The organism is Bifidobacterium sp. LCP19S3_E9, assembly GCF_052121135.1.
Lineage (GTDB): Bacteria > Actinomycetota > Actinomycetes > Actinomycetales > Bifidobacteriaceae > Bifidobacterium > Bifidobacterium thermacidophilum.
Map to the genome: position 1 here is coordinate 142,802 of NZ_JBQKEV010000001.1, position 25,349 is coordinate 168,150.

A 25,349-nucleotide genomic window follows, 5' to 3' on the forward strand; every position below is an offset into this window, starting at 1 on the left:
TAGAGCGAACGCATTCGACATTCATGACAGGTAAGGAATAATTATGGATTTTGAGCCAATCGTCCTTGGCGGAGACACTCTCGGATATTCATATGCGCGAGAGCTTCACCGGTGTTATTCCAGCAAAACGACCATGCTGGCGGGCGCTGACATCAAGTACTCTTCAGCCAGTAGATTCACCGATTACCACACCATCGAAGATATCGACAAAGAACAGCGACTGATGGAGTGGCTCCACGCCCATGCGGGTCATTTCGATGCGCAGCCCGTAGTCATCGCCGGGGCAAGCGACTGGCATGTGCGCAACCTGTCGAAGCACAAACAGGAGCTGGAAGAACTGGGATATGTGATTCCGTATATCGATTTCGATCTGCTCGACGACATTACGCAAAAGGACCGCTTCTACGCCCGCTGCGACCGACTGGGCATGCCGTATCCGAAGACCATCGTCGTGCCGTTCTCCGATTCGTATGACGATTCTGTGCTTGCCGGCACGTCGATGCGTGTCGTACGCGAGAAGCGAGAACTGTCTGGACTGAGCTATCCGCTCATTGCCAAGCCTTCGAACTCCGCCGACTGGCATTATGCCGATATCCCCGGGAAAAACAAAGTCTATATCGTCTCTTCCGAACAGGAGCTGTTCTCTATCTACGATGCCGTCGCCGCGTCAAGCTATTCGCATGCTTTGCTGATTCAGGAGCGTCTGTCTGCTAGCGACGAGTCGCTGCATACGCTGACCACGTTCTCAGATGCCAACGGCACCGCCATCGTGGCAGTCAGCGGCGATGTGCTTGTGCAGGACCGCAGCACCACCGGCATCGGCAATCCTCTGGTTATCATGTCCACGGGCAAGCATCATGATTTGCTCGAGGCAGCCGGGCGATTCCTTGCGGATACCGGTTACGAGGGCTATGCCAATTTCGATGTTATGGATGACGCAGACGGCAACCCCCATTTCCTGGAAGTCAACACGCGTCCCGGCAGGAACACCTACTATGTCAGTCTGGCCGGGTGCCCGTTCGTCAAGCCGCTGATCGAGCATTTCGTCATGCATCATGATTTGCACGATGCTCTGTCCGCCAAGGAACTTGCCGCCGACGACGATTTCCTGTTCACGATGGTTCCGCGCAGCATCATCGACCATGAGACACATGGGGCCAAGCATGATGACGCCATGCGTATGTTCGACTCGGGCCATTGGAGCAGCCCGCTGCTGTGCCGCGAGGATACCTTGAGGCAGCGGTTCTGGGGCCGGGTCAACTTCGAGCATATGCGCTTGAAGTTCTGACCGGCTGCGTCATCAGCCGGCATGGCGGCGACGGCTGGCGGAACAGCCGTCAACCGTCAGCCGCGACGTTCCAACCGCTGGCTGATGGCGGCGCTCACGCCGTCGGCGCGCATGGTGATGCCGTAGAGCGCGTCAGCGATGGCCATCGTACGCTGCTGGTGCGTGATGATGATGAGCTGGGCATGCTCGCGCAGGTCGTCCAGCGCGTCCAGCAGCCTCGTCAGGTTCACGTCGTCGAGCGCGGCTTCCACCTCGTCCATCACGTAGAAGGGGCTGGGGCGGGCCGTGAAAATCGCGAATAGCAGGGCCAACGCGGTCAGCGAACGTTCGCCGCCCGACAACAGGCTCAGCTGCTTGACGCGCTTGCCGGCGGGGCTTGCCTCGACAATCACGCCCGTGCCCAGCATGTCGTCCGGGTCTTCAAGCCTGAGCCGGCCGGTACCACCCGGGAACAGGGTGGCGAACACATGCTGGAATGCGGCGGCCGTGTCGTCGAACGCGCTGGAGAACACACTGACCATGGTCTGGTCCAAGTCCTGCACGAGTCTGAGCAGATCCTGGCGGCTTTTCGCAACATCGTCACGCTGGTCGTGCAGATACTGGTTGCGCGCGTTGAGCGCCTCATATTCCTCGGCGGCGAGCGGGTTGACCTTGCCCAAGGCCTTGAGGTCGCGCTGGGCGCGTTCCAGACGTTTGACCTGCTCCTGCCGCGCATATGGGACGGTCGCCGGGGCTGCCTGATCCTCGTTCTGTGCTTCCGACTGGTGTTCCCCCGGAGCAGCGGCATGCTCTGGCGATAACACCGGCACCGGGTGATCAGGGGAATACTGCTCGACCAGCTCGTCCATATCCATACCGAGCGTGTCCGCGACCTTCTGCGTGAGCTGTCCCCAAGCGGCAGCCTGCCGTTCACGCTCCACATCAAGCTCATGTTCGTCGCGCTGCAGACGCTGCACCTGGGGTTCCAACCGGTCGCGCTCCGCCCGCAATGCTTTCAGTTCCTCATCATGGGTGGACAGTTCCGCTTGCAAACGATCGCGGCGCTGTGCGGCGCGGACGACGCTCGTATGGGCGAGCCGTGCACAGGCGGCGGCATCATTCGAGACCTGGTCCGCCGCGTCCGCCCGTCGGCGACGGGTGTCGTTCTGCTCCTGGATCCGCGCCTGACGTTGCCTCGCCTGTTCGGCGTTGTCGCGCAACAAGCCGATTTGTCGTTGCAAGGACTGGGCTTGCCGGTCGGCTTCCTTCCATGCGAGTTTCGCGGACACCTCCTGTTCGCGCGTCTGCCCGAGTTGCTGCTCGAGCTGATGTTCGCGGGCGGCGAGGTCGTCAAGGTCGGCGTTCGTATCCTGCGATTCCTGCGCGGTCGCCAACGCCTTGCGCACATCCTCAAGCTTGCCTTGATGGTCGTCCCGCCCTTGTGATGCGCTGCGTAACGTCTCCTCGACGCGTGCGAGCTGCCGTGCGGCGGTCTCGACCCGGTCCCGCGCCGCCTTCAGCGTTTGTTGCGCCTGTTGCGCCTTGACTCGCGCCTCGGTACGCAACTGCGCCTGACGGTCAACGTCGAGCCGGGCCTGGTCGCGTTTCTCAGTCAGCTCCGCCACCGACGCATCGATGTCGGCAAGCCGGGAGCGCAATCCCTGCATGTCGGCAAGCGCCTTGTCTCGCTTTGCGGCCAGCGACAGATCGCTTTGCGACAGGGATGATCCGCCTTGCGCCCCCACCGCGGTAAGTACCTCTCCCTGACGGGTTACCGCTCGTTTCCACGGGCCCTGATTGACGGCCTTGAGGGCATCGTCACGGGCCTCCTTCGCGGCGGTGTCGGCGAGTAGTGCACGCACCGCAGCTGTGACACGACGGGCGGACTCAGGGTCTTGAGCATGCGGGTTCGCGTCGACCAGCGCGGCGGTGGATTCGTGCGGTTTTGGTCGGCTTGCGGCAGTATCAGCAGTGATACCAGCATGATCAGTGCCAGCGTTATCAGTGCCATCAGTGCCAACAGCAGCATCATCCGTTTGCCCGCCGAGCGGATGCAGCAGCACCGCCTTGCCGAGCGCATAGTTCTGCGCACGTTCCAGAGCAGCGAGCATCTGCTCCTGTCCGGGGACGACAATCGCGCTCGCATAGTCGCCGAGGGCGTGCGCAACGGCTTCCTCCCACCCGTCTTCGATGCGGATGAAATCCGCGAGCCGCCCCATCACGGCGATATCCCGGTCGGTTTCAAGCTCCCCGGCGGCATTTCGGTTGTCCAAAGTATCGGCGAGCGCATCCGCCTTGGCTTGCAGGGAGATGATTTTCCCATTGAGCTCCCGCTGCCGGGCAAGAGTCTCATCAAGCCCCTCCTGACTGTGCTGGAGGGCTGTTCTGGCTGCGTCGAGTGCCGCTCCCCCGTCTTCATCGGCGTCTTGGCGCTCCTGTTCCAGCTCAGCGACGCGCGTGCGCGCCTGCTCCGCTTGTGTCCGCATATCGGACAGTTGTGTGGACAGATCAGCGATTCTGGTGTCCGCAGCATGCACCGCCGATTCCTCGCGGGCTACCAGTTCCCGCAGATTGGCGATATGCGCGTCACGCTGTTTCGCGGTTTTGCGCAGTTCGGTCAGGGTCTGGCGAATCGAGGCGAGCCGCCGTTCATAGTCGGCGCGTGTTTCGGTCGCCTGATCATAGGCGAGCCGCGCGTCATCGACCGCACCCCGCTGCTTGGCTACCTGCCGCTCAAGTTCGTCGGCGCGTTTGGTGAGCATGTCGGGGTTTTCGCCGGTATCGGCCACAATCTGCGAGCGGATGGAAGCGGCGCGTTCGGCGGCCACAGAAGCAAGAGAGCCGAATCGTTCCTCAAGACGCGACAAATCGTGCCACACTTGATTCGCTTGGGCGAGCTGCGGGTTAGATCCCGAGGTGATGGCCTCCACCTGTTCGATGCGCACTTTGGCTTTCGCCAAGTCCTGTTGCAACGCGGCGAGCTGGCGGCGGGTGTCGGCGAGATCGCCGCGCAGATGGTCACGCTTATCTCGCAACTGGCATGCGTCATCGGCGAATAGCCGGGCTTGGGCGTCCCTGATGGTCATCTGGATGGTGTCTGCACGCCGGGAAACACGCGCTTGGCGCCCCAGAGGGCCGAGCTGGCGGTGGATTTCGCGCAGCAAATCGTCAAGCCGGGCGAGATTGTCTTCGGTGTTCGCCAGCTTGCGCAACGCTCGTTCCTTGCGTTTGCGGTGCTTGAGAATGCCGGCGGCCTCCTCGATGAACGCGCGGTGTCCGCTCGGGTCAGCGCGCAGAATGGCGTCAAGCCTGCCCTGCCCGACAATCACATGCATCTGCTGGCCGAGGCCGGAATCCGACAGGAGTTCTTGGATGTCCAGCAGCCGGCACGCCGACCCGTTGATCGCGTATTCCGAGCCGCCGTTGCGGTACAACGTACGGCTGATGGTCACTTCCGTATAGTCGATGTCGAGCGCGTGATCGGTGTTGTCGATGGTCAGGGAGACCTGCGCGCGCCCCGCAGGCGGCCGGGTGGAGGTGCCCGCGAAAATCACGTCCTCCATCGACGTGCCGCGAAGGTTTTTGGCGCCTTGTTCGCCCATCACCCAAGTCAGGGCGTCAACGATGTTGGATTTGCCTGACCCGTTCGGGCCGACGACGGCTGTGACGCCCGGCTCGAAGCGCAACGTCGTCGGGTTCGCGAAGGATTTGAATCCGCGGAGGGTGAGTTCCTTGAGATACATGGGCGTGGCGGGGTTCTGGCCGGTCAGGCGTTACTGGTTCCGGAGGCGTTGCCGGCTGGGTTGTCCGTATTGCCTGACGTGCGTGCGTCGATGGTGAACTTCAGTCCTTCCTCGCCGGCGTTGAGAATCTCGTTGATCACATCGTCGGTTTCCGGCTTGCCGTCGGTGTCGTCGTCAATATCATTGGCGGCAACAGATTGATTGCCGGTGCCGGCAGTGTCGGTGCTCTTGCCGGCATCGTTCGCGTCCTCAGGCGAGACAACGGGCGGATTGACACGTTCGGCCTTCGGCTTGGCCAGATCGGCGGCCATATGTTCGGTCAGCAATGTCCTCGCGTCGCCCGCAGTGACGAAGCTGCCGCAAATCAGCACGCCATGCCCATAGCCGACGCCAAGGTCATCTTCAGCGTCGACCTTGTCGACAGCGGCCTGGATGGCGTCCGGAAGATCCTTGATGACGGTCACGCGGTCCGGGCCGAACACGCGCACCGCAATCTTCTCCAGCTCTTCGACTGGCATGACGCGGTCACGCCAGGAGTTCTCGGTGACGATGATCTCGCTCAGAATCGGCTCAAGCACGCCAAGATATTCCTCGACCTGCTTGTCGCCCATCATGGCGACCACGCCGACCAGCTGCTGGAAGCTGTAATTCTCCTCAATTGCGGCGCGTAAGGACTGGGCGGCGTTCACGTTGTGCCCGCCATCGACGATAATCGTCGGGGATGTGCGGACCTGTTCGATGCGGCCGGGCACCTTCACGCTGCCGAGCGCCTCATCGACCAGATCTTGGTCAAGCTGGCCGTTGACCGGAATCACGGTTTCCGCGGCGGCAAGGGCTGCCAAGGCGTTATGCGCCTGATGCTCGCCGAATTTCGCGATCGGCACATCACGGTATTCGCCTTCCGGCGTGCGCAACGTCGCCATCTGGCCGCCGACTGCGGGGACGCGGGAGACGACTTCCATCTCCTCCCCGTCGCGAACCAGCGTGGCGTTGTTGCGTTTCGCTGCGGCTTCAAGAATCGGCATGACCTGCTCGGCGTGCGGCTGGCGGCCGATAATCGCCGTGCAACCGGGCTTGATGATGCCTGACTTCTCGGTGGCGATTTTCTCGACCGTATCGCCCAGCCACTGCATGTGATCCATGTCCACCGGGCCGATAATCGCGGCATCCGCATCCATCACGTTCGTCGCATCCCAGGCGCCACCCATGCCGACTTCGAAAATCGCGACATCGACCGGGGCGTCGGCGAACTTCCAAATCGCCATCGAGGTGAGCACCTCGAAGAAGCTCATCGGCGGCTTGTTCTCCTGCTCCATCTTGCGGTCCACCAGTGCAACCAAATCCTTGATCTGGTCCCACGAGTCAATGAAATCGTCATCGGACAGCTGCTGGCCGTCAATGGCGATACGCTCGTTGATCTTCTCCAGATGCGGGGACGTGTACAGGCCGGTACGCATGCCGTACGATCGGCAAATCGCCTCCGCCATGCGCGCGGTGGACCCCTTGCCGTTCGTGCCAGTGATGTGGATGACGCGGAAGCTGTCCTGCGGGTTGCCGAGCAAATCGACCATCATGTTCATGCGGTCGAGGTCGAGATTCGTCTTGTTGTGTTCCGGTGGGCGCTTCATGATTTCACGCTCAACGTCACGGATGTTCTCGCCGCTGCGATTCGGATGTTCAAACGACATACCCGCTGGTCTCTTTCCTATGCCTATTGATGTGCTGTGGGGACATGCGGCCGGCGCTGGCAGACCGCATTCGCGCGCCCGGATTGCCGTCTGGAGGCCAATGCGGGCACTTTGTTCCTATTCTATGCGAATTGTATGCGAAATCCGTGGGGAATCCGCAATCAGCGCCCACCGCGAAAAATCGCGGCCCGGTCGCCATGCTCGCGGCGCTCAAGGTAATCACGGAACACGGCCATGCGCTCGACGGTGCTCGCCGCGAGCGGACTGGGCAGGTCGTCCACAGCGAACCAGCCGACCTGAAGACTTTCCTCATCGCCCACGAAAGGCTGCGCGTTGCCGCCGGGGCGTAGTGAGCACAGGAAGGAATGATCCATGTACTGCGCCTGATCGCCGTTGCCGTAGGTGATGATGCGGTCGCTACTGGTGACCGCCACCAAATCGGTGACGACCGCGTCCACGCCGGTTTCCTCCTTGATTTCGCGCACCGCGGTATCCGCCGGCTCCTCCCCCGGCTCGACGATCCCGTAGACGAGCGCCCACTGCCCGGTGTCCGAACGCCGGCCGAGCAGCACGCGCCCGGCATCGTCGCGCACATAGGCGGTGACGCCGGTCAGCCATAGAAGGCTGTGACCGATGGATTTACGCAGTTCGATGATGAAATCAGGTGTCGGCATGGGTGCTCCAGGTTTGTTTTCGGTGGTGCTTGTCGGTGGTGTTGAGGGGCGGGGGTATGGGAAGGTTGGGCGTACGGAAGGGTTGGGCGTGGAGACGGGATGTGGGAATCGGGGTTTGGTACGTGTCGAAACGTGCGGAAAGTGCGTAACGTACCGAAGCGTGTGGAACGCATCCGAACGTGTCGAAACGTGCGGAACGTACCGTCACGTACTGGAACGTGTCGAAATATGCCCGAAAATACCGGAAGTACCGAAAGATACGTCAATCCGTTGCGATGGCTTGCTCCGGCATGGCCATCGCAACGGATTGATGCCTCAGGGACGCAGAATCTCAGTCCTCGCGCGCAGCCGCACGCTCGGCAAGCCAAGCCTCGACCTCGTCGATCTGCTTGGGGATGCCGGCGGAAATCCATTCGGGGCCGTGCTCGGTCATGAGTACATCATCCTCGATACGAATGCCGATGCCACGCAGCTCAGGCGGCAGCAGCAAATCGTTCGCCGCGAAATACAGGCCGGGTTCGATTGTGAAAATCATGCCCGGCGTGATCTTTGCGCCCTGGTACGACTCGTACCGGGCCTGCGCGCAATCATGCACGTCAAGCCCCAGATGATGCGCGACACCGCAAGCAAGCCAACGACGATGCTGCTGTCCTTGCGGGGACAGGGATTCCTCGACCGGGACTTTCAGAATGCCCCACTCGTGCAGGCGCTCGGCGATCACGCGCATGCACGCATGATGGATATCCGAATACGTGGCACCCGGCTGCGCGGCTTCGAAACCGGCCTGCTGGGAGTCCAGCACCGCCTGATACAGCTTGCGCTGCAAGGGCGTGAACTTGCCGTTGACCGGGAAAGTGCGCGTGATGTCGGCCGTGTACAGGCTGTCGACCTCGACGCCGGCATCGACGAGCAGCAGTTCGCCGTCGCCGACCACGCCGGTGTTACGCATCCAATGCAGGATCGGCGCATGCTTGCCCGACGCGATGATCGTGTCATAACCGACGGCGTTGCCCTCCTCGCGTGCCACCGAATTGAACGCGCCCTCCAGCATGCGCTCGGAACGCGGGCGTCCGATCACGCGCGGCAAATGGGTGAGCATACGGTCGAAACCGTGCTTCGTGGCCTCGACAGCCTTGCGGATCTCGCCAATCTCATACTGGTCCTTAACCATGCGCTGCTCGGAACCGAACTCCGCCAACGCCTCATCAGCCTTCGTGTTGGTATCCGGGTCGCCGAAACCGTTCGCCTCGCGCACCCGTTCGACCATCTGCGTAATCGACGGATCGGTGGTGCGCACCACACGCAACTGCACGGCACCCGCCTCGGCGCCGACATCCTTGCTGATCGCGTCCTCGAGTGTGGCGATGTCATGGGTCTCGATGCCCGTCATCGCCTTGAGCTCGCGCAGGCCTGCGCGCGGGCCGACCCAGTACTCGCCGTAATGGGTGTCACGGTAGTAATCAGCCGTGCTGTTATCGGCACGAGGGGCGACGAACAGTTCCGGCGTATGGGTTTTGCCGGCCTTCGCCTCCGCGCTGTTCGGATCGAGCGGGTTGAGCACGAGCACGGCACCCGCCTCGTAATCGCAGCCCAAGCCGGTGTAATACGCGAACGCGGTATCCGGACGGAACGCGTAATCGCAATCATTGTTGCGCACCTTCGGCTGACCCGCGGGAATGACAATACGCTCACCCGGGAACCGCTTGCCCAGCGTCTCAAGACGCTTGCCGATGTACTTGCTCGATTCCAACGGCTCGACCGCCGGCTCGGCGTTGTCCCAGCCGGTGGTCATGAACTGGCGGAACGTCTCGCTATTCGGGCGCAACGAACGGTTGTTCACCCGGTCTGCCATCGGCTGGTCCGGGCCCGGGGCATTCTTACGTTCTTCCGCCTCATACGCCTTATCTGCTTCAGTCACTACCGAACTCATGTCACTCCTCCAACACAAGAATCGTTGTTGTTGCTGTCACTCTAGTCATACCCGCCGGTCACGATTGCCGCAAACGCCGACATCCGACGCGTTACGCATGTCACGGCATACGTGATCCGCCCGAAGCCTTGTCCCGCCAAAACCGGCACCACCGGCCCCTCCACCACCCGGTTTGCGAGCCGATCCTCACACAACGGGGATCGGACACGCAGAATCGACACATCCCCGCATCTCCACCACCCGGATTGTGAGCCAATCCTCACACGGCGGTACGTTGCCATTGCCACAACCGGCGATGCCCTCTCCCCCGATACACAGTTTGTGAACCAAACCTCACATGATGAGGGTTGGGCGCGCCGGAATCGGTGTCTCGTGCATCTCTGCCACCCGGTTTGTGAGTGGATCCCCACACAACGGGGCTCGGACGCGCAGAATCGACGCCTCCCCGCCTTTCCGATACCCAGTTTGTGAGCGAATCCTCACACGGTGGCAGATAACACTGCGACGACAATCGTCAATGCAAATCAGAGCCGAGCCTACGATCAGCGGCTGCCAGCCGAGGCAAAGACAAGAACTTCCCCAGTCGTATTCGTCGACCCAGCTGACATTCCAGTCGGTCAACAACACTTGCTGTCAGCTCAGACCGCGATTCCTCGCTACGCAAGTCTTCGCCTCTCACCGCGACATGTGCCCAATGAGCGTCTCCAATCGTTTTCAACCGACGCCGATCATGATTCCACTGCCAAGCATGCTGCTGACCATCATACTCAACAGCGACACGCGCCTGTGGATACGCCAAATCCAGAAACAGCTGTTCGCCGCGCGACTCAATACCGCTTGACAATTCCAAGCAATAATTGACTTGCGGACACGGCAATCCATGCTGCATGAGCGTCAATCGCAGCAGAGTTTCAGGAAAAGAATCCGTGTTTTCTCGCACAAGTTTCAATGCTTGGGCACACGTCTGGAATCGGCTGCGATCGCCGACACCCGCTGCTTGAATGAAATTCACGAATTCGGATTTCAATTGCCCGATTGAATACCACTTCAGCTCCGTATCCCGACGCATTAAAGCATCTCCGAGTAACACCATCTCGCGCAGTCCTGCTTTGCGTGCGCACATGATCCATACCATGCTTGGCGCCACGCAAGTGATGCCGTCAATAGTTGTCGTCGGCAGCTCATGGGACCAAACCATTGCCCGCACCCCTTCAAGCCGTGGCCTATCGCTTGGGCGCGGTACGACCACAGTGATTTCATCAGTATCAATTTCTGACGGCACTTCGACACACATCAATTTCAGTGCGGTTTCTTGTCCGAACACCAGCGGCTTCGAACAGCGAGATTGTGCCATAAGACAGCGCTGGAGTGTGAGCGCTCTCATGCGAATCAGTCTGGTGCGAGTGGATTCGAAGAACTCTGCAGAGCGACTCTTCAACGATCGCTGGACCAGCATGGAACATTGTCTAACTTCAATCATGATGTCACCATAGCCAGCCAACGCTCGCATTGTCTTCCACATTGGGAACATGTGGATAAAAGAGGAATCGCATGCGCCGCGCTGTCGCCAGCCGCAGTGTCATGCTCCCTGCGTGAGGTTCACTTGGACGGCAGCGTTGTTGGCTGTGGGAGTCGGTGACTTGCCCGTCTCCGATGCAAATTGTGCGAGGATTCGCTCACAAACCGGGTGATGGAAGGGTCGGTGTCGTTGGTTTTGGTGGTGCCGCCCCCGTTGTGTGAGGTTTGGCTCACAAACCGGGTATCGGAGGAGACAGCATCGCCGGTTGTGGCAATGGCAACGTACCGCCGTGTGAGGATTCGCTCACAAACCAAGTATCGGAGATGCGGGGAGGCATCGATTCCGGCGCGCCCGACCCCCATTGTGCGAGGATTCGCTCACAAACCGGGTGGTGGAGATGCGGGGATGTGTCGATTCTGGTGTGGCCGACCCCCGTTGTGTGAGGTTTTGCTCACAAACCGGGTGGTGAAGTGGCCGATGGTGCCGGTTTTGGTGGTGCCGGGTACCGTTGTGCGAGGATCGACTCACAAACCGGGTGGCAGAGATGGGGAGAATCACCGATTTCGATGAAGTCGCCCCTGCCGTACAAGGATCAGCTCGTACAACAGGCGATGGCGGTTGGGAATATCGCCGCGACACGCCGACGCCATCACTTGCCGTTTTTGATTAACAGAGTTAAACTTTTAATCAAGTTCAGATTCAAAGACGAACCGCCCGCCCGCAAGCGGAGCAGGAGAACAGCCGCAAGGAGGTGCCATGAACACGGAGTCCGCCGCCACAGCAACCCGATCAACCGTATCGGAAACCAACCGATCCCGCGTGTTGCACTACCTGTACACGCACGGCATCAGCTCACGCGCCAGCATCGCCCACGCACTCGGCCTGTCCGCGGCGGCAATCACGAAAATCACCGCACGTCTGATCGACGCCGGCATCATCCATGAAGTGGGCGGCATCGAAGGCCGCAAAAACCGCAGATCCATCGGCTTGGAACTCGACCCCGAACAGTTCCATTTCATCGGCGTCAAGTTCGCCCGAAGCCTCGTAGAGATTGGCGTATTCGACCTCAAGGGCGAGACCTCAAGCCTCACCGATCTGCCCCCCGTCAAGAATGACGCGATTCCCGACACGATTCGCACCATCCACGAAACCATCACCACCTTGCTTGACAACGATCCATCGATCGTCGCCATCGGCATGGCGGTCCCCGGGCCCTACCTGCGACACAAAGGCAGAACCGCCGTCGTCTCCTCAATGCAAGGTTGGCGCACATTCAATTTCCTCGATGAGTTCTCCGATGCATTCCGCGTACCGGTGTTCGTCGAGCAGGACGCCCGCGCCGGCGTGCTCGCGCAATATCTGTTCGATCCGGCAAGCAACAACTGCGATAATCTCGCCTATTATCTGCTGGGCGAAGGCGTCGGCCTCGGTGTCATCGACGATGGCAGGCTCGTCAACGGAGCCCAGGGTGCCGCGGCCGAAATCGGCCATGTCAGCATCGACGTCAACGGCCTGCCGTGCGACTGCGGCAACCGCGGATGCCTCGAGCGCTACTGCTCTGCGGTCGCTATCCACGAGCGGCTCGCCGGAACCGGCATCGTCCCCGACACGGACGGCATGACCCACAAGCAGGCATGCCACGCACTGTTCGAGCAGGCCGCCCAGGGCGATGCCAACGCCCAAGCACTCGTCCACGAGATTGGCCGGTATGTCGGCTACGGTTGCGTGACCATCTTCAACACGTTCAACCCTGAGCGAATCGTCTTGGGCGATATCGTTGCCGAAGGTGGTCAGCCGCTGTTGGACGCGGCGCGCGAAGTCGTAGACGAACGCGTCATTCCCGAACTCAACAAGGCGACCACCATCTGCCTGTCCAAGCTTCCCGCGGATGCCGCCGTCATCGGCGCCGCCGCGGTCGCGGTGACCCAGTTCCTTGAACATCCGTCAAGGTTCTTCGCCATCACCTAGACACCCGCCTAGGGACCCGATAACTGTCCAGATTTCCCAATCGGAAAACAGAACAAACCAACCAACAACCAACCACACCATCGAAAGGAATCATCATGGCAAAGCCAATCGTCCTCTCACTCGGCGAACTCCTGTGGGATATGCTCCCCAGCGGCAAGCGCGCAGGCGGCGCCCCGGTCAACTTCATCTACCACGCCATGCACAATGGCGCGGACGGCTACGCCATCAGCGCTGTCGGCGAAGATGAGCTCGGCGATGAGCTGGCCAAGGTCACCAAGGACGCCGGCATCAACGCGATCATCCAGCGCAACGCCTGGCCGACCGGTACCGTTGATGTCGCGCTAAAGAACGGTATCCCCGAGTACACGATCGTCCGCGGCGTGGCATGGGACCACATCTTGTACACCCGTGAACTGATCGAACAGGTGGAGAAGGCCGACTGCGTGTGCTTCGGCACGCTCGGCCTGCGCTCCCCCGAATCGCATGACACCATCGTCGAGCTGCTCAAGCACACGAAGCCCGGCGCTATGAAGTTCTTCGACATCAACATCCGCGGCGACCACTACTCCAAGGAGCTGATCGAGGAACTGCTCGGCTACGCGACCGTGTTCAAGCTCAACGACGCGGAACTCCTGCTGCTGCGTGACATGTTTGGCATTCGCGGCACTTCCGACGACGAGGCCTGCCGCTGGTTCCTTACCCAGTACGGTTTGGATTACATCATCCTGACCGGCGGCGCGACCTTCAGCACGATCATTTCCAAGACCGGCGACAGCTCCACGCTGTCCACCCCGCACGTCCAGGTTGCGGACACCGTCGGCGCCGGCGACTCGTTCTCCGGAACGTTCGCGGCGAAGATTCTCACCGGCGCAAGCCTTGAGGAAGCTCACCGCGCTGCTGTGAACACCGCAGCCTTCGTGTGCACCAACGATGGCGCTTGGCCTGAGTATCCGGCGCAGATTCCGGATTATCTCGCCGAAGCAGGCATGTGATTCCACAGATTCACAGAGTTTTCGACTCCTGGAAAGCCTGTGAATCTGTATCAGCTGGAGCTCACGAGACCATATGGCCCCGTGAGCTCCAGCCGTATCAATTTGATCCTTTCTCATCATCGCGTGATTCTGCAGTTATTCTGTGGTGATTCCGTGCGATACCGTGCGATACCGTGCGATACCGCAGAAAAGCCACACAATACCGCGCACCACCACGCGATACCACCGCCCGGCTTTCCCAATCGAGATTCTTCGCGGCAATACTGTTCCGCCGATGCAACCAGGACAAGTCAGGCGTCTCCTCTCTCAACGCTCACTTGTGCGACAGCCCAACGTGATCGGACCATCGCCCTTATCGGCGTCTATCTCTATCAGCATTAACCGTTATCAATCGCGTTGCAACAAAAGGGGAACATCATGGGCAACACCACTGCGACGGCGAAGAAAACCAACATCAAGGCACTCATCCCTGTGATTGCCGCATTCTTCGTCATGGGTTTCGTCGATCTGGTCGGCACCGCCACCAACTACGTCAAGCCTGAATTCAACCTGTCCGACTCCCAAGCGAACCTGTTCACCTCCATGGTGTTCTTCTGGTTCCTGATTTTCTCCGTACCCACTGGCGTGTTGATGAATAAAATCGGCCGCCGCAAAACGGTACTTATTTCACTGATTGTCACCGCCGTGGCCATGCTGCTGCCGGTTATCGCGTACACTGCGGTCGCCGGCACGCCACGACTGGTGCTCATGATCATCTCGTTCTCACTGCTGGGCATCGGCAACACACTCATGCAGGTGTCGCTCAATCCGCTGCTCACCGTGTTCGTGAACGGCGACAAGCTCGCATCCACCCTCACCACCGGGCAGTTCGTCAAAGCGTTCGCGTCGTTCTTCGCACCGCTGATTGCCGGATGGGGCGCATCCAAACTCGGCGCATGGTGGGTGCTGTATGTGATTTATCTGATCATCGGCATCATCGTCGGCGTCGCACTGGCGCTGGACAAGATCGACGAGCCTGCGCCTGATGCCGGACAAGCCAGCATCGCGAGCTGCTTCAAGCTGCTCGGCAATCCGATCATTCTGCTGTGCTTCCTCGGCATTATCGCGCACGTGGGTATTGACGTCGGCATCAACGCTCAGGCACCGCGCATCCTGATGGAACATACCGCAGTACCGCTCGCCACTGCTGCCGGCGCGACCTCCTTGTACTTCGCGTTCCGCACCATCGGTACGGGACTTGGCGGCATCGTGCTGCAGAAGATGGATAATAAAACGGCGCTGCGCATTTGCGGTGTGATTATGGTGCTGGCGGTTGTTTGCTTCGCCGTGTTCACCACGATCACGTCCAACCCGCCGCAATGGCTGTTCTATCTTGCGGTTGCGCTGATCGGTTTCGGCAACGCGAATGTGTTCTCGCTGTGCTTGTCTCACGCGCTGAACGCCCTGCCCTCCCGTCAGAACGAGGTATCCGGCCTGATGATGATGGGCCTGATCGGAGGGGCAATCTTCCCGCCGATTATGGGTGCCGCCGCCGATGCGATGGGTCAAGCCGGTTCGATTATCGTCGTGGCGGTGGGTGCGATTTACGTGCTCGTCATTGCGCTGACATACGACAAAGCGTTGGAACCGGCGAAGAAGTAAGTGTCAGGTGCAATCGTGCACTCGGTGTACTAGTGCAATCATGCAACAGCGCCGGAATGGTTCGCCAGTTCGGATAGTCTCGTTTCCGCCTGATTGCTGAGTTCGAGGGGCTCTTTGCGCGAGAATCGACTCGTGCAAGGAGCTCCTCAGCATTGTTGTCGGAGGGCAGGTGCGGAGGTCCTATGGGTGGAAAGCTCCGAGGGGCGCCTGCTTGTGGGTCAATCCTCATATGGCGGGGACCTGTCTCCCGAAACCGGTGCTTCTCCGCATCTCAATCGCCCGGTTTGTGAGCGAATCCTCGCACAACGGGGGTCGGGCGCACCAAAACCGACGACACCGGCCACTCCACCCCCCCCCAGTTTGTGAGCCGATCCTCACACGATGGGGGTCAGGCACGCCAGAATCGGCGCCTCCCCGCATCTCCAACACCCGGTTTGTGAGCGAATCCTCACACATCGGTGCCCAGACCACCACGAATCACCATCGCAGGGTGGTCGCGCCACCCACTTTGTGAGTCAATCCTCACACGACAAGGGTTGCACACGCCAGAATCAGTGTCCCGCGCATCTCCGATACCCGTTTTGTGAGTGAATCCTCACACATCGGCACTCGGACCATTCCGAATCGTCGTCGCGGGGTGGTCGTGCCGCCCAGATTGCGAGCCAATCTTGCTAATTCCCCTCTTGTTGATTCCCTTCCCCTGATTCGCATCTCTCATTGATTCGCCTCTAGCCTATGCCCAATCTGCTGGTTCGACCAGACCGGTCAGAATGTCCAGTCTCGCGATGGCGGGAGCGCGGAAGACCATCCGCAGCAACCGTGCCGCATGAAGACAGCCCGGGCAATGCCCTATCCAAGAGCACTACCCGGGCTGTCCATGTCCAGTTCGCGAATCCTGCTTGACCGCACTCCCCGCAATCAGCTACATGTCAGCTGAAGAGAGATATGCGACCGGCATCACCTGGCAAATCATCCCCCGGCAAGTCATCATCCGACCATCAGCGAATTACCGTCTCTCCGTCTTACGCCTCTTCACGGCGACGATTGCATATGCGCACAGGTTCGCATCGTACCGGCGAAACACCTTGCGCATAGCAAGAACCCGCTTTCTACCCGCCGAATTGCGTATCATATTGCCGGCGAACCGCATCGCGCCGCTGAATCCCTCGTCACTGACGATGCGGGCGGGTTCCAGTAGGTGCATCGGACGTTCCAGTGTGGCGGTGGCGTCAAATCCTTCGCCGTCGAGCATGTCCACCCATTCGGGGAGCGTCAACGGTCTTGCCCCGACATGAATCGCCCGCGAGATTCCACGTTCCAGGTCATTGCGCAATTGCCGGTCGGCATCTTCCGGTTTCAATCCCATCTCATGGATCGCATAGCGACACCCGGGTTTGAGGATTCTCGCGGCTTCACGCACTACGGCACGCTTGCGTTCAAGTGGGAGCATGGTCAGCATGGCCTCACCAATGACAAGGCTTGCAGACGCATCCGGCAGACCGGTACGCGCAGCATCCGCCTTGACCATTCTCGCTTGACGGTGTTCACCGACGATCTCACCCATCGCCGTTTCACCTTCCGGATTCGGGTCGACACCCGTATAACTGCGGGGATTCACTGCGAGCAGTAACGCTGCGGTCTTGCCTACTCCGGGGCCGAATTCTACAATGTCATCGTCAGCATTCACGCCAACGGCATCAAGCATGGCACAAGTCAGCTCGATGCCACCGGGGCGCAGCACGCGTTTGCCCATCTTGGCGAGCAACCAGTGCCCCTGCAGGCGCTGTTCCTCGGGGCCGGAACGCTGTCCGCGGACACTTTGCGTTATCCGGGCATTCCGCAAGCCGAGGACGCTCTGCTCGCCTGAAGGAGTGCCCGAAGTATTTGGCTTGTTGGACATGTCCGAAGCGATCACCGATCACCATCCTGCTGTTCGAGTTGCGAATCTTCCTGTTCTTGAAGATGTTCACCGTGCCGACCCCCATGCCCATGGCATCCGCAGCTTCCATGATGACCCCGGTGAGACGGGTCACACGAATCCGGTTGCGCATTGCAAGCATCGCCCTCTTGCGTCTGACACATCGATTCCACGTCAATCAGCGTTAACGACATACGGCTCGGCTCCAATGCCGTCAACGCATGCCTCTCCCCCGGCGCCAGATAAATCACGTCGCCCGCTGAGACGATATTCCTTGTCCCGCCGACCGTGAAATCGAACTCGCCTTCAAGAATATTGACAATCACCGCGCGCGCTGACGCGTGATCAGTAAGCACCTGCCCTTCACCGAACGTAAAGAACACGTGTCGCAACAACGGGTTGTTCACCACTACGCGGGAGGTGGTCGTGTCATCAAGAATGGGAAGATTCTCGTTGATTCCGGTACTCACGACAGATTCGGAAACAGTCGTTTTGGCCATAATGCCTCTCTTTCTGTATTCGGTATGAGACAAATCTTGCACGAGTCGCGTCCCGGCGATACGCAGAAACGCTGAATGCAGGTTCATTATCACAATGGCAGCGCAACACTTCAAGACTTTTCAATGGGGAATTGGAGCCAGCAGTGTGAGGTGTATCACACCGACCAATGGTTCCATCTGCCTGTCCCGTCGGCAAAAACTCCAGACATACGCTGTCACGATAATCGTCTGCCCGGGCCATACGACTGGGCATGGCAGGCAACCAGGTAAGATCGCGGCAGACGCAGCTTACGATGGGGCACTGGCGTCGCGACACCGGAACACCGCACGCCGATCTGCGGGTATCTGCGGTATCTGTAGTACCTGCCGGAGACCATCTCGCTTATCAGGGTTCGACGACTAGCGATACCGCAAGTACGACTGGTGATATTCCGCGGATCATACTCGCGGTATCGGGCACGCACGAACACAAATAGTGGAGATATTGTTCGCAGGGTACTACAGATAAGGGAGATACTCGCTCTTCGATACCACTGATATACGAGATACTGTTATCGTCCCGATATGGGCAACCTAGAATGACGGGAGCTCAGACTGACGGGGAACTCAGAATGACAGCTACCGCCCTTGTGGCCCCTTACCCTGGCACAATCTGCATCGGGGACATTGCCCCGATAAGATTCTTCCGCGTTGACACAAGCCTGCTTAGCGTCACTCCATGGGATATACCCGGTACTGGGGTGGATCTCCGCATCTTCTTCGGGCGCCATGGGAGCAAAATCCCCGGCATGAAACAGTTGAATACAGGCAGCGTTCCCTGCCCGATGCGCTCGTATATAATCCGGAGACACTCGGCGTGAACTCCTTGCAGAAGGAAGTTTCGTTGCAACCTTTTGCAACTTTGCTCGCACGCAGCCGTGCGGTGCCCCCGTTGTTCGCGGTGGATTCGAATATCGTCATGCAAGTCACAAACGCATGATCGTTTGCGCTCGATGGCACGCCCACATACCGGATTGATACGAGCCAGGAGCATGTCGATTCAAGATCCAGTGGCCGCAGCGATTGACCAGTGCCCGTCCTCGATTGTCGTGTTTGAGGGAACACCGGACATGGTCAACGAGGCTTTGCTGTTTTCGCCGACAAGGCAAGACAGCAAGAAGACGCTTATCTTCCCGGTAGGCGCCTATGCGAATCTCTCGTTGATTGCCCTGGAAGTGTGGGACAGCATGTTGCTTGTTCCCTCCGAGCAACTGGTCACGCTCCCGGCGGAGCATCGTGCTGTGCAGCATTGCGTGAAAATCCCTCCCACCGAACCGCTTAACTCCCTGCAGGTTGTGGACGAACTGAACGATTTGGGGTTCACGCTTGCCGATGCCGTTCCCCCTCAAATCGCTTGCACATCTCGCCGCATTCCGTGCCACCGCCAAGGGACTCTGCGGTGCGAACGTCTGGCTGCAGTATCAGCTGGCTGTGCGGACCAATGCAGCGCAGGATGCGAAACATGCGCAGGCGCTGAGCGGAAGGCTTGGGCCTGTCGATACGGTCCAGGATTTGCTTGCGGCGTTGGACGGGCATCATCATGTCCGTTGATCTGCTTCGGGCGATGGCCGACGACCTGGGGATTGTGCCACTCTCCCACGAGGATGAGCAATCGCGTTGGACGAGAACGCTGTACTCCTGCCTTCGGTTCCAGATTCAAGCGGCGTGCATTGACGATGGGTATGGCGGAACGTATGGCGTGACACCGCAACATGTGCGAGAACGCACCGAACATTGGTTGGCGGGCGTCGAGCGGTATGCACGTGGAATATCAACCGTGATATCTGGCACCTGTGTTGCGGATGCCGTGAACGTGTTGCTGTGGTTCGGGGACTTGGTGGAAGAGAACGGACTGTACCGCTGCACGCGTGCTGGGTGGCGCGTTTTCAATCCGCGACTGCGAGCGGTCACAGGTTTCTTGGATGCCACAGACCTGTCCAGCGGCATGGTGGTCAGCGGTATGGGGATTCTTCCGGCTCATGCCGCCGGCTTTGGCTCTGCCGGTACGCGACCTGTTGATTGGCCCAATCGGGCTGGCGGCAACGCCGGGCTGCCTTGGGAGAACGCACAGCCGCTTGGCGATGGACGGCATGTGTTGGTACCCAGTGATGCGGTTGCGGGATTATCTCAGCGGGAGCGGGTTATCTTGGACTACTGCGGTTGGAGGGTTGAAGCGGGGTGTGTGGTGCGGTGGAAGTGAGTCTGCCCGTGTGCTGAGTTATCGAGGATATCGGAGCCAGACAATAACGGTGTCATGCACAAGCAACAAGCCGGAAATAAGAAGAAACACGATTCTATTGGCCACCTGCCCGCCGTCTTTTCATCATGCTTTTTGCTTTGCGATATTTACTGGCATTGCTCCAGCCATGAGGCATGCTCACATGTTCACTCGTCTGATGTCTATCACCTTCGCTTTTTTGAGATTCATCTCTCATGCCTGTCGAATCTACGGTTTCCGTATTGCTACGAGCTGGCCTAACCATCAGTTCGAGTCCCTCGCAGTCTTTGGGAATCCACTCTGCATTATGCACCCGGAACGCTAGATGCTGCTCGTTTCTCGCCGAATACACCATGATCGCTTTTCCCGTGCGCATCTGCCCTTCAATCCGCTCCCACAGCTTTTCTCGTACCCTCGCCGAAACATGCCCGACAAACACGTCAGGAGCAATTTCCAACAGCCATCGCGTCAAATCACCGCGCAGTCCAACCGGACAGGCAGTAAGCACAACCACTATCATCACGATCTCCTGTTGTCTTCATATCAGTGTGACTAGCAGAAACTTAAATATCTGGCGCACCGAACTCATCGTCGATTTCATCTGCATCATCGACTTCTTTACCATACGAAAAGCCAGCTCGCACTTCACCGAGTTTGTCATCCCAAAGTCCGACATGATCTTGCGTTTCAGCATCAGCATCCGAGGAGTCTGTTAGCCTATCTCCCAGTAGATATTTGATGTCATGAACAATTCGTGGCAATAATGAACCATCGTATAATGCGTCTCGCATATTCCGCCGAGTATCCGCGCCGATCTCCTCACTACCTTCTGCAACAGTGCGGAATGCGACCGGTATTGATATTTCAGCTTTATACAAGTCAGCAATATCGTAAACGAATGATCGTTCATGACCGACATGGACAAATCCAAGACCAGGCGAACAGCCCAAAGCAACAATGACCGCATGCGCGACACCGTACAGACAAGTATTGGCTGCCGACAATGCTTTATTTATGTCATTGCCTGCATCAAAATCGTTATGGTCGTATGTTCGTTGATCCCACTTGACTCCTGTCTCGTGAGACAACGTACGATAGACTTTTCTGATTCTGGCGCCCTCACGGCCTCGCAGTTGTTGCATGGTAAGTGCAGAAACATCTTCCCCTGGGAATCGCATCTGGTACATCATTCGTGCGACCCTGAGTCTGCTCCTCGTATTCGAGACGAGCGCCGCTTGTTTCTGCAGTAGCACAGACGAATGTGTCAGTGGACGTCCGCATGCATACATGCGGATTCCGCGTTCCCCGACCCAGAGCACAGTCACACCGTTGGCGCTCAGCACCGTCATCGCCTGATGAGTGACACGTGAACCCGGTCCGAGCATCAAGACGCTGACAGTCGCAGCTGGAATATGGATGACACCGGTCTCATCTGTCACCGTCACAGCATTGTCTTTGCGCCCTACTGTGCAATGCTCGAAATATGCGAACGACAGACGATCTTCAGCTCGCGCCAGTTCGTCGACATCTGGAGGTGGGCTACCGGGAATACCATTCTTCCTGCTTTTTCGTTGTGTCGGTGACGAAGCGCCAAGAGGAGGAACAGCGGAACTTGTCGTGGAAGAACTCGAGGATGTCATCCGATAAGTCTCAGCACTCCCCGACGCTTGCTTTTCCACGTGTTCCGGCTCATCTGATGCCGGCTTCTCCTCAACCATTGCAACTCCTTCGATAAATACGGTGCCGAGCTACACGAACGTAGCTCGGCACCATCACACGCAATCAGCCATCATTCCGATGTGTCCTTCGCAGCTGACCCGGCGTGAATCGGGGCAACCGTTAACAGGCCGCACCCAAACCCCTTGGCTCTGCCGATTCCGTGAGTGAGTGCTTTGCGGAACAACTCCGCATCCGTGACAGTCAAGTTACCGTCGAACTGCGCCGTGCTCAGAGTCACGGTGCCAGTACCGTGATGGAAACGTTCCTTTCGACGGTTCTTGACCTGACACTGCAGATCATCACCGGCTCGATCGATGGAGAAGCCGTACTGCATCGCTCGGTCTGACAGCCATTTCAGCTGTTGTTCAGTAGTTACTTCCCCCATGATTTTCCCAATCACAGCAGGATTCTCTCTCCTGCCCCGGTCCTTCTTCACCCTGCGCACGGGATTAGCGCGAAGCCGGAACACCCAATGTTGTCCTACCGCGATTCGATCCAGCAAGGGACGGTAGTCCCGCGTCTCCCATTCCGGGTGGAGCGGCCAGCCAGCCTGCTCGACCACATGAGAGAAATCAGGCTTGTCGGGGCTGACCACGTACAGCCAGACCTGATGGGACTCCTTCAGCGTGTCAACGCGCCACAGAATCCTTCCGCCGGAATCGTTCCTCGGCGAACTGGGAGGGAACGCATGCTCAACAGCCGAGTGCATACAAGCCGGGGAAGCAAGGAGCTTCTTGGCATCTAAACGCGCGGAATTGAGCGCAATTCTCGAAATATACATACCAATACTCCTAAAAACCCATGGGGTCGTACCCATCCGGCGAAGCGAACAATGGTGCCGAATCATCATTGCTTGATATCGGCGTCGTCTCGTCGTATGGCACAGTGATCAGGCTGTGCACGACCCCTCGCGCCGAATAGCGGCGGTGCACAGGGTTGAAGGTGACCGGAACATCCTGTTGGAAGTACTGTGCTTCTTCGCTATCTGCATCTCTGACCATTTCAAGCTGGACACCTTTGGACTTCTCGAGATGGTTGCGCCTGCACATACGGTCCTTGTACCAAGGCTGGGCATGCCAGGGCTCACGGGTCAGGGCATCCTTCACATTGTCATAGTCATCCCGAACACCTATGACAACACGTCCGGTCGGAGGGCAGGAACGCCGTCCGAGGAACAGCGGCCATACAGGATTGTCGAGCGCATGCTCAAGGGTCTCGAGCACTCCCCGGTCTTGTGCCGACAGAGCCACGACGAACAACGCGTCAGAGATGTAATAGCGGTACGTAATCGGCATCTCGGGAAGATCGCCCTCACTTCGGGTTCGCTCGGCGCGTTCCCGCTGGAACAGGCTCGCGTGCTCTGTCTGATAATCCCGGACAAGGTTTCCGCGCTGATCCGCGCGTACGCCGAATTCGAGCTTAAGAAGGTCGGTGATGTCATCGTCCCTCTGCCGTCCCTGCGCACAAGCGAGCATCCCGATGACGCCGCTTTTTGTAGGCTCCTGCCTGGTGTACCTGGAGTTGAATCGAGACGATTCCCCCCAAGCCTGAAGAGGCCCGGCCAATTGCAACAACAGAACGCTCATAGCTCACTCCTGGCCCAGTGCCTGCGGAATATCCGTCTTGAGAGCGTCCTGGAGTCCCTGCAGAGTCACTGTCTGTACATCGTCAGTGCCATTCAGACCATCTTCGATAGTCATGAGATACGTGTGGAGAGGCTTGTCACCATAGACGCTATTGAACTTACCGTTCTCGTCAAGGAGCTTCTGCGCAGCGATATGAGCGACGGATTCTGTCCCATCGCTTCTCACGGGTAGCTGGAAGGCCGTAACAAGGTTTACCGGTCGGGTGTTACGGACAGTGACGAGCACAGTGCTGGGCAACGTCTGGTTCGCGTAGGAATTGATCTTGCCGGTCGGCATCGATTCGAGGAAAGCCTCGGCGAAGGCGGCAATCGCGGACGCCGTCGATTGCGCAGCATCAGTGCCTTCGAGCGCCAACTGCTGCTCGAGTGCCGTCGCATTCACCGTCGCGAAGCGATAGAAGGTTCCGGAGTTAAAGGCGTTCGTTTCAATCATGGCGGCGCCTGCATTGTCCTCCGCCGCTTTGTCATCGACCGCGGTGAAATAATCGTATTCCGGGGTTAGCTCATCCACTGAAATTGCATGCGCAACTTGGCAAGACGCATCGGTATTCAAATCGGGAGCGTCCGCGAGCATCCTTCCGAACAGGGCAACATCAATCGCCTGTTTCCCGAGGAAAGCCTTCTGCGCTTCTTTCTTGGCGCTTTTCTTCATGTCCGCAGCGCTCTGTCCGTTATTCAGGGCCGCAATCGCCAAATCCGCAAGACGATCAATCTCAGCGTTGCCAATGAACAGCAGGTACTGCGTCACATCCTCCCCGTTCTCAGACTCGGTGCCTTTTCTCTTCGAGGATTCCGTCTTCACTCCCGAAGCCTCGAGAACATTCTTCGCGTACTCCTGGGCTTGGTCTTCAAACTCCGGGGCACGCTCGGCGATGATGTTCGCAATCAGTTGCACTGCGCGCTTGGTGCGCACACCCAAGTCGAGCGCAGGAAGTTCACGGGTGAACTCATTGCGAATGGCATGCTTCCATGCCTGGCTCGAGACCCTGGCACGCTGCACGCCGCCGAAATTGGCGGTTTTCGGGTTACCGGTATCGTCACGGTTGATGCAGCTCGGCGGAACGGGCTGGAGGGCATGGAAATCGATATAAACAGACATGATGTACTCCTTTATGAGATTGATATATGAAATTGATGAGGCGTTCTGTCGGTTCAACCGACCGGACCAAGCGGACTAGACTTGATTCTTTTTGGTCTTTGCCCGGTTACGGGCAACTTCGTCGCTGCGCTTGGCGTGGTAGTAATCTCCGGCCCACCGTTGCATCACTCTGGGCTTGGACCCCGGGAACTGCATCAGATAGAGATCGGATGCCAGCGAACCGTAATCCAGCACGATGATTCGATCCGCACCGCGCATCATAGTGATAAGCGACCTAATTCCGCGGACCATTCCGGGAAAATCGGAGACGGAATCCACAACAGCCATGCGACGCGTCACGGCATCGTCGGTATCGGTCGTGCGAGTGCGCTTGTTGAGCTCCGCCAACTCATAGCAGGCGGCGCCAAAACGATTGCCTTTCCCCTCGGTATCATCGGTTTCGCGCCAAGGTGCGTGAGCTCCCTCGCCTTTGGAACGCTGATGGATGGCATATAACTGCAACGCTGTCTGGAAGGCGGTGACCGCCTGCTGCGGCTCTCTGTCCAACGCACCGAGTTGGGTCTCATCCCACCCATCGAACAGTGTGGCAAGGAACATGTTCCCCACCTGCATCCAGGGAGACAGCAACTCGCCTTTCCGTAGTGTTGCCAGAGCTGCGAGAGCGTCATGGTATGTGGCTCCTGCTCGGCTCAGGTACAGGCTCTGCAATTCCCCGACCTTCGCATCCGTGTAGCGGGCGACGGCACGGGCAACAGCATCGGAGCCATAGGCTCCAGTGGTATGAACCAT

The 25,349-nt window shown here is 58.8% G+C and carries 18 protein-coding genes; 5 read left to right on the forward strand and 13 right to left on the reverse strand.

Annotated elements, in window-relative coordinates:
* Positions 1-43: 43 nt before the first annotated feature.
* Positions 44-1,288, forward strand: a complete 1,245-nt coding sequence (locus tag ACTQYB_RS00575; protein WP_441481638.1) for a carboxylate--amine ligase — start codon at positions 44-46, stop codon at positions 1,286-1,288.
* 56 nt (positions 1,289-1,344) lie between these two features.
* On the opposite strand, the gene smc is transcribed toward ACTQYB_RS00575, so the two are convergent.
* The 5 genes from smc to ACTQYB_RS00600 all read right to left on the reverse strand — a co-directional run bounded on the left by smc (position 1,345) and on the right by ACTQYB_RS00600 (position 10,686).
* Positions 1,345-5,010, reverse strand: a complete 3,666-nt coding sequence (gene smc, locus ACTQYB_RS00580; RefSeq protein ID WP_441481637.1) for a chromosome segregation protein SMC — start codon at positions 5,008-5,010, stop codon at positions 1,345-1,347.
* A gap of 23 nt (positions 5,011-5,033) precedes the next feature.
* On the reverse strand, positions 5,034-6,698 hold the full coding sequence (locus ACTQYB_RS00585; RefSeq protein WP_441481636.1) for a bifunctional folylpolyglutamate synthase/dihydrofolate synthase: 1,665 nt from the start codon (positions 6,696-6,698) through the stop codon (positions 5,034-5,036).
* A 161-nt stretch (positions 6,699-6,859) separates the two neighbouring features.
* Positions 6,860-7,372 (reverse strand): NUDIX hydrolase, encoded by a 513-nt coding sequence (locus ACTQYB_RS00590; RefSeq protein WP_033505190.1) that lies wholly within the window; start codon positions 7,370-7,372, stop codon positions 6,860-6,862.
* A 331-nt stretch (positions 7,373-7,703) separates the two neighbouring features.
* Positions 7,704-9,302, reverse strand: a complete 1,599-nt coding sequence (locus ACTQYB_RS00595; RefSeq protein ID WP_441481635.1) for an aminopeptidase P family protein — start codon at positions 9,300-9,302, stop codon at positions 7,704-7,706.
* Positions 9,303-9,816: 514 nt separating this feature from the next.
* Positions 9,817-10,686, reverse strand: coding sequence for a hypothetical protein (locus ACTQYB_RS00600; RefSeq protein ID WP_441481634.1), 870 nt, complete (start codon positions 10,684-10,686; stop codon positions 9,817-9,819).
* 891 nt (positions 10,687-11,577) lie between these two features.
* Between ACTQYB_RS00600 and ACTQYB_RS00605 the strand changes: the two genes are divergently transcribed.
* The 3 genes from ACTQYB_RS00605 (at position 11,578) to ACTQYB_RS00615 (ending at position 15,422) form a co-directional block, all read left to right on the forward strand.
* Positions 11,578-12,789, forward strand: coding sequence for an ROK family transcriptional regulator (locus ACTQYB_RS00605; RefSeq protein WP_441481633.1), 1,212 nt, complete (start codon positions 11,578-11,580; stop codon positions 12,787-12,789).
* Between the two features lie 95 nt (positions 12,790-12,884).
* Positions 12,885-13,781, forward strand: a complete 897-nt coding sequence (locus ACTQYB_RS00610) for a carbohydrate kinase family protein (protein WP_033505181.1) — start codon at positions 12,885-12,887, stop codon at positions 13,779-13,781.
* Between the two features lie 417 nt (positions 13,782-14,198).
* Positions 14,199-15,422: an MFS transporter gene (locus ACTQYB_RS00615; RefSeq protein WP_441481632.1), complete on the forward strand. Its 1,224-nt coding sequence runs from the start codon at positions 14,199-14,201 to the stop codon at positions 15,420-15,422.
* 1,006 nt (positions 15,423-16,428) lie between these two features.
* On the opposite strand, the gene ACTQYB_RS00620 is transcribed toward ACTQYB_RS00615, so the two are convergent.
* Positions 16,429-17,322, reverse strand: a complete 894-nt coding sequence (locus ACTQYB_RS00620; protein ID WP_441481631.1) for a class I SAM-dependent methyltransferase — start codon at positions 17,320-17,322, stop codon at positions 16,429-16,431.
* An 11-nt stretch (positions 17,323-17,333) separates the two neighbouring features.
* Positions 17,334-17,840 (reverse strand): cupin domain-containing protein, encoded by a 507-nt coding sequence (locus ACTQYB_RS00625; protein WP_441481630.1) that lies wholly within the window; start codon positions 17,838-17,840, stop codon positions 17,334-17,336.
* 1,371 nt (positions 17,841-19,211) lie between these two features.
* On the opposite strand from ACTQYB_RS00625, the gene ACTQYB_RS00630 reads away from it, so the two are divergent.
* A complete protein-coding gene (locus tag ACTQYB_RS00630; protein WP_441495894.1) occupies positions 19,212-19,430 on the forward strand; it encodes a hypothetical protein in 219 nt (72 codons plus the stop codon).
* Between the two features lie 743 nt (positions 19,431-20,173).
* Here the strand turns inward: ACTQYB_RS00630 and cas2e are convergent.
* The 6 genes from cas2e to casB form a co-directional block, all read right to left on the reverse strand.
* The gene (cas2e, locus tag ACTQYB_RS00635; protein ID WP_441481629.1) at positions 20,174-20,617 is read right to left on the reverse strand and encodes a type I-E CRISPR-associated endoribonuclease Cas2e; all 444 of its coding nucleotides are present in this window, start codon (positions 20,615-20,617) and stop codon (positions 20,174-20,176) included.
* A gap of 43 nt (positions 20,618-20,660) precedes the next feature.
* A complete protein-coding gene (gene cas1e / locus ACTQYB_RS00640) occupies positions 20,661-21,815 on the reverse strand; it encodes a type I-E CRISPR-associated endonuclease Cas1e (protein ID WP_441481628.1) in 1,155 nt (384 codons plus the stop codon).
* A gap of 71 nt (positions 21,816-21,886) precedes the next feature.
* On the reverse strand, positions 21,887-22,597 hold the full coding sequence (cas6e, locus tag ACTQYB_RS00645; protein ID WP_441481627.1) for a type I-E CRISPR-associated protein Cas6/Cse3/CasE: 711 nt from the start codon (positions 22,595-22,597) through the stop codon (positions 21,887-21,889).
* Positions 22,598-22,607: 10 nt separating this feature from the next.
* Positions 22,608-23,402 (reverse strand): type I-E CRISPR-associated protein Cas5/CasD, encoded by a 795-nt coding sequence (gene cas5e / locus ACTQYB_RS00650; RefSeq protein WP_441481626.1) that lies wholly within the window; start codon positions 23,400-23,402, stop codon positions 22,608-22,610.
* A gap of 3 nt (positions 23,403-23,405) precedes the next feature.
* Positions 23,406-24,560: a type I-E CRISPR-associated protein Cas7/Cse4/CasC gene (gene cas7e, locus ACTQYB_RS00655; RefSeq protein ID WP_441481625.1), complete on the reverse strand. Its 1,155-nt coding sequence runs from the start codon at positions 24,558-24,560 to the stop codon at positions 23,406-23,408.
* A 75-nt stretch (positions 24,561-24,635) separates the two neighbouring features.
* A complete protein-coding gene (gene casB, locus ACTQYB_RS00660) occupies positions 24,636-25,349 on the reverse strand; it encodes a type I-E CRISPR-associated protein Cse2/CasB (RefSeq protein ID WP_441481624.1) in 714 nt (237 codons plus the stop codon).

Bases quoted from the DNA above. Each gene is read 5' to 3' on its own strand.
- ACTQYB_RS00590 (WP_033505190.1), bottom strand. From the start codon at position 7,372: ATGCCGACACCTGATTTCATCATCGAACTGCGTAAATCCATCGGTCAC.
- ACTQYB_RS00600 (WP_441481634.1), bottom strand. From the start codon at position 10,686: ATGAGAGCGCTCACACTCCAGCGCTGTCTTATGGCACAATCTCGCTGT.
- cas6e (WP_441481627.1), bottom strand. From the start codon at position 22,597: ATGTATATTTCGAGAATTGCGCTCAATTCCGCGCGTTTAGATGCCAAG.
- ACTQYB_RS00615 (WP_441481632.1), top strand. From the start codon at position 14,199: ATGGGCAACACCACTGCGACGGCGAAGAAAACCAACATCAAGGCACTC.
- ACTQYB_RS00575 (WP_441481638.1), top strand. From the start codon at position 44: ATGGATTTTGAGCCAATCGTCCTTGGCGGAGACACTCTCGGATATTCA.
- cas2e (WP_441481629.1), bottom strand. From the start codon at position 20,617: ATGATAGTGGTTGTGCTTACTGCCTGTCCGGTTGGACTGCGCGGTGAT.
- ACTQYB_RS00610 (WP_033505181.1), top strand. From the start codon at position 12,885: ATGGCAAAGCCAATCGTCCTCTCACTCGGCGAACTCCTGTGGGATATG.
- ACTQYB_RS00605 (WP_441481633.1), top strand. From the start codon at position 11,578: ATGAACACGGAGTCCGCCGCCACAGCAACCCGATCAACCGTATCGGAA.
- casB (WP_441481624.1), bottom strand. From the start codon at position 25,349: ATGGTTCATACCACTGGAGCCTATGGCTCCGATGCTGTTGCCCGTGCC.
- ACTQYB_RS00585 (WP_441481636.1), bottom strand. From the start codon at position 6,698: ATGTCGTTTGAACATCCGAATCGCAGCGGCGAGAACATCCGTGACGTT.
- cas1e (WP_441481628.1), bottom strand. From the start codon at position 21,815: ATGGTTGAGGAGAAGCCGGCATCAGATGAGCCGGAACACGTGGAAAAG.
- cas7e (WP_441481625.1), bottom strand. From the start codon at position 24,560: ATGTCTGTTTATATCGATTTCCATGCCCTCCAGCCCGTTCCGCCGAGC.
- ACTQYB_RS00620 (WP_441481631.1), bottom strand. From the start codon at position 17,322: ATGTCCAACAAGCCAAATACTTCGGGCACTCCTTCAGGCGAGCAGAGC.
- ACTQYB_RS00630 (WP_441495894.1), top strand. From the start codon at position 19,212: ATGCCGTTCCCCCTCAAATCGCTTGCACATCTCGCCGCATTCCGTGCC.
- smc (WP_441481637.1), bottom strand. From the start codon at position 5,010: ATGTATCTCAAGGAACTCACCCTCCGCGGATTCAAATCCTTCGCGAAC.
- cas5e (WP_441481626.1), bottom strand. From the start codon at position 23,402: ATGAGCGTTCTGTTGTTGCAATTGGCCGGGCCTCTTCAGGCTTGGGGG.
- ACTQYB_RS00595 (WP_441481635.1), bottom strand. From the start codon at position 9,302: ATGAGTTCGGTAGTGACTGAAGCAGATAAGGCGTATGAGGCGGAAGAA.
- ACTQYB_RS00625 (WP_441481630.1), bottom strand. From the start codon at position 17,840: ATGGCCAAAACGACTGTTTCCGAATCTGTCGTGAGTACCGGAATCAAC.